The sequence below is a fragment of the Bartonella sp. ML69XJBT genome, assembly GCF_028618515.1.
Taxonomy (GTDB): Bacteria; Pseudomonadota; Alphaproteobacteria; order Rhizobiales; family Rhizobiaceae; genus Bartonella.
In genome coordinates this window covers 1-2,444 of the sequence record NZ_JAQITB010000085.1, presented here as the reverse complement: position 1 = coordinate 2,444, position 2,444 = coordinate 1, and the positions used below count along the sequence as shown (strand labels likewise).

The window sequence follows — 2,444 nt, the reverse complement described above, 5'->3', positions numbered from 1 at the left end:
CCCATTTCACGACGGCGCCCGTGAATGGTATAACGATAAAGCCATTGAGCACCTCCATCTTTACGCTTATGAAGTAACAAGCCGGCCCCATCATTATATTTGCCAGCCCCCAATGTTGCGACAGATCTTGCATTAAGACGGTTCATAAGAGCCATTTTTAATCCTTTCTTATATAATTTTTACCCACACGCCAGCCCCGCTTGTGACATGCAAACAAGTGATTTTCATTGATTTAAGATAAGCAGGTTTGAAATAAGAGAATCTTAGGTTATTCGAGAGTCTCATTCAATATGAATAACACTAAATTATCTATATAAATCAATATTTTGTACAAGGGGGACAGGATTTTGGCACGATTGTTATCCTTTCTTTTGCTGAAATCAGCTGACAATTTTAATTTCATGAAAGGATAACAATGATGGCAAAAACATCACCAAATACAACGGAACCTGGCGAAAGTGTTGAAACCGTGGAAAGCGTTGGCATGATAGATGAGGGATTGCCACCTGTTTTGCAAGGACGTAACAATTGTACGCAGCAGATTAGTTTTTTACGCTCGCGTGTTAAATGTACAGATCAAGGGTTGATAACGAAAATTGGCGTTCTACCCCGAGGGGCTTTTATCAAAAGTATTACAGCTTATACTATGGAGGATTTTGAAGATGTAGCAGCTACATTTGGAAAAGAGCCTCATGGCAATGATTATGGAGATGTGGGGCTTACGCAATCTACCGATGGCAATGTGTATATACCCATGGAGGAACGAGATGTTCCGCTAGAGGCTGAAAATGCGATTTATATGACACGAGACAAGAAAAGCACCACAGGTGATGCTGAGGTGATTGTTGAGTTTTACACTAATCGTTAAAGGCGAGGGGGCGTTTATTGCTTGCGTCCCCCTCCCACACAAGATGCCCCAAGACATTTGGAAGAGAATCATATGACGATAATAGTACAGACAGGTGGTCCGATTGGAGACAAACAGACCATTGTTTCTCATGACAAAAATTTTATCCAGATGTTAAGCGATATTCAGGATGAAATAGATGATCAAACAGATGAGTATGTTGATCAAGTACAAAGGGCGATATTTTCGGCTATTCGCTTTTGTGAACGATTGCCTTTTTATTTCAATGAAAGCCGTGAAATTGTTTTTACCACTCTAAAGGGGAAAAGCCGTTATGGCGCAGAGGCACATCCCTCTATAACAGGGGCTGTTCGCATTGTTGATGCTTATATTTATGAAGATAATCACAGCAAAGCAAAGCTTTTTCAGGTAGATCCGCTTGTTATTGAGAATCTTGAGAATGATTGTAACAATGGTATGCCTACACGCTATGCTTATTTTGAACAAAAGCTTATTTTGTATCCAACACCAGAGCGCGTTTATTCTATCAGGCTTATTCTTGATCCTGTGAGAATAAAAGATATTGAGAGTGCACAAGAAGCGTCCATATGGTTTTTGGAAGCTTATGAATTGATCAAAACGCGGGCAAAATATGAAATTTATACCAATATTATTAAAGAACCGCAGATGGCAGCGGCTGCTTTTGCTATGTTTCAAGAGCAACTCGATGCGCTGCAAATTGAAACATCACGGCGCAAGAATTTATTAAAAATTCAACACATGGATTTCTGATGACCTTTATCCCTATTGCTGAGTATAGACCAGATGTTGCATTTATTAATAGTGGTTATTCCAGTGAGATCGTGAACGTTTTGCCTGCACCAAATTCATATATTCCGTTTCCCATTGTGGCGCCGGTTTCAGATCCTTTTCCGGATGTGATTTTGGGAGTCTATGCTGTGCGCTCATTGGGTGGTGTGCGCATCATTGTGGGCGCACCAACAAAGCTTTATGAATATGACAACAGCACGCGCGGCTGGAAAGACATTAGCAAGCCTCACACACAATATCACGCCAATGAGACTGCGCTTTGGTCTTTTGCCTCCTTTGGGGACCATATCATTGCTGTTAATAGCAATGACCCACCACAAATGCTTTCGTTGAAAACAGATGAAAAGTTTTGTGATTTGAGTGGTAATCCGCCGCGTGCTGGACTTGTGCGTGTGTGGGGTGATTTTGTTTGCCTGATGCAACTAACAGATAAGCCAAACCGTGTTCAGTGGTCTGGTTTGAATGATGCAACACATTGGACGGTTGGGGAGAAAAGTTGCGATTATCAAGATTTTCCTGATGGTGAATACGTTCAAGGGTCTACGGAATCAACAAATCCACTTATTTTTATGCGCTCCACCATTTATCATGCAACCTTTGTGCCAGGCTCTAAAATTATATTCAGTTTTGCAAAAATAAAAGACAAAATAGGTGCGAAAAGCAGCACAGCAATTGCAAGCCGTGGAGACTGTACTTTCTTTGTCTCTGATGATGGTTTTTATCAAATCAACAGTGTGGGTGAAATGCTCCCTATTGGCTTTGGCAA

Annotated in this window: 2 protein-coding genes and 2 pseudogenes; 3 read left to right on the top strand and 1 reads right to left on the bottom strand. The window is 41.0% G+C overall.

Going from position 1 to position 2,444, the window contains the following annotated elements; genetic code table 11:
• Positions 1-155 (bottom strand): annotated as a pseudogene (locus PVV68_RS10050) (integrase); the annotation flags it as partial.
• Between the two features lie 263 nt (positions 156-418).
• Between PVV68_RS10050 and PVV68_RS10045 the strand changes: the two are divergent.
• The 3 genes and pseudogenes from PVV68_RS10045 to PVV68_RS10035 all read left to right on the top strand — a co-directional run.
• Positions 419-868 (top strand): hypothetical protein, encoded by a 450-nt coding sequence (locus tag PVV68_RS10045; RefSeq protein WP_273783008.1) that lies wholly within the window; start codon positions 419-421, stop codon positions 866-868.
• 72 nt (positions 869-940) lie between these two features.
• Entirely contained in the window at positions 941-1,639 is a 699-nt protein-coding gene (locus PVV68_RS10040) for a hypothetical protein (RefSeq protein ID WP_273722142.1), read from the top strand.
• Positions 1,639-2,444: pseudogene (locus PVV68_RS10035) on the top strand (hypothetical protein); the annotation flags it as partial. The gene PVV68_RS10040 and the pseudogene PVV68_RS10035, both read left to right, overlap by 1 nt.

What these genes read in the sequence shown, in the direction of transcription:
- PVV68_RS10045 (WP_273783008.1), top strand. Translation starts at nt 419, where the DNA reads ATGGCAAAAACATCACCAAATACAACGGAACCTGGCGAAAGTGTTGAA.
- PVV68_RS10040 (WP_273722142.1), top strand. Translation starts at nt 941, where the DNA reads ATGACGATAATAGTACAGACAGGTGGTCCGATTGGAGACAAACAGACC.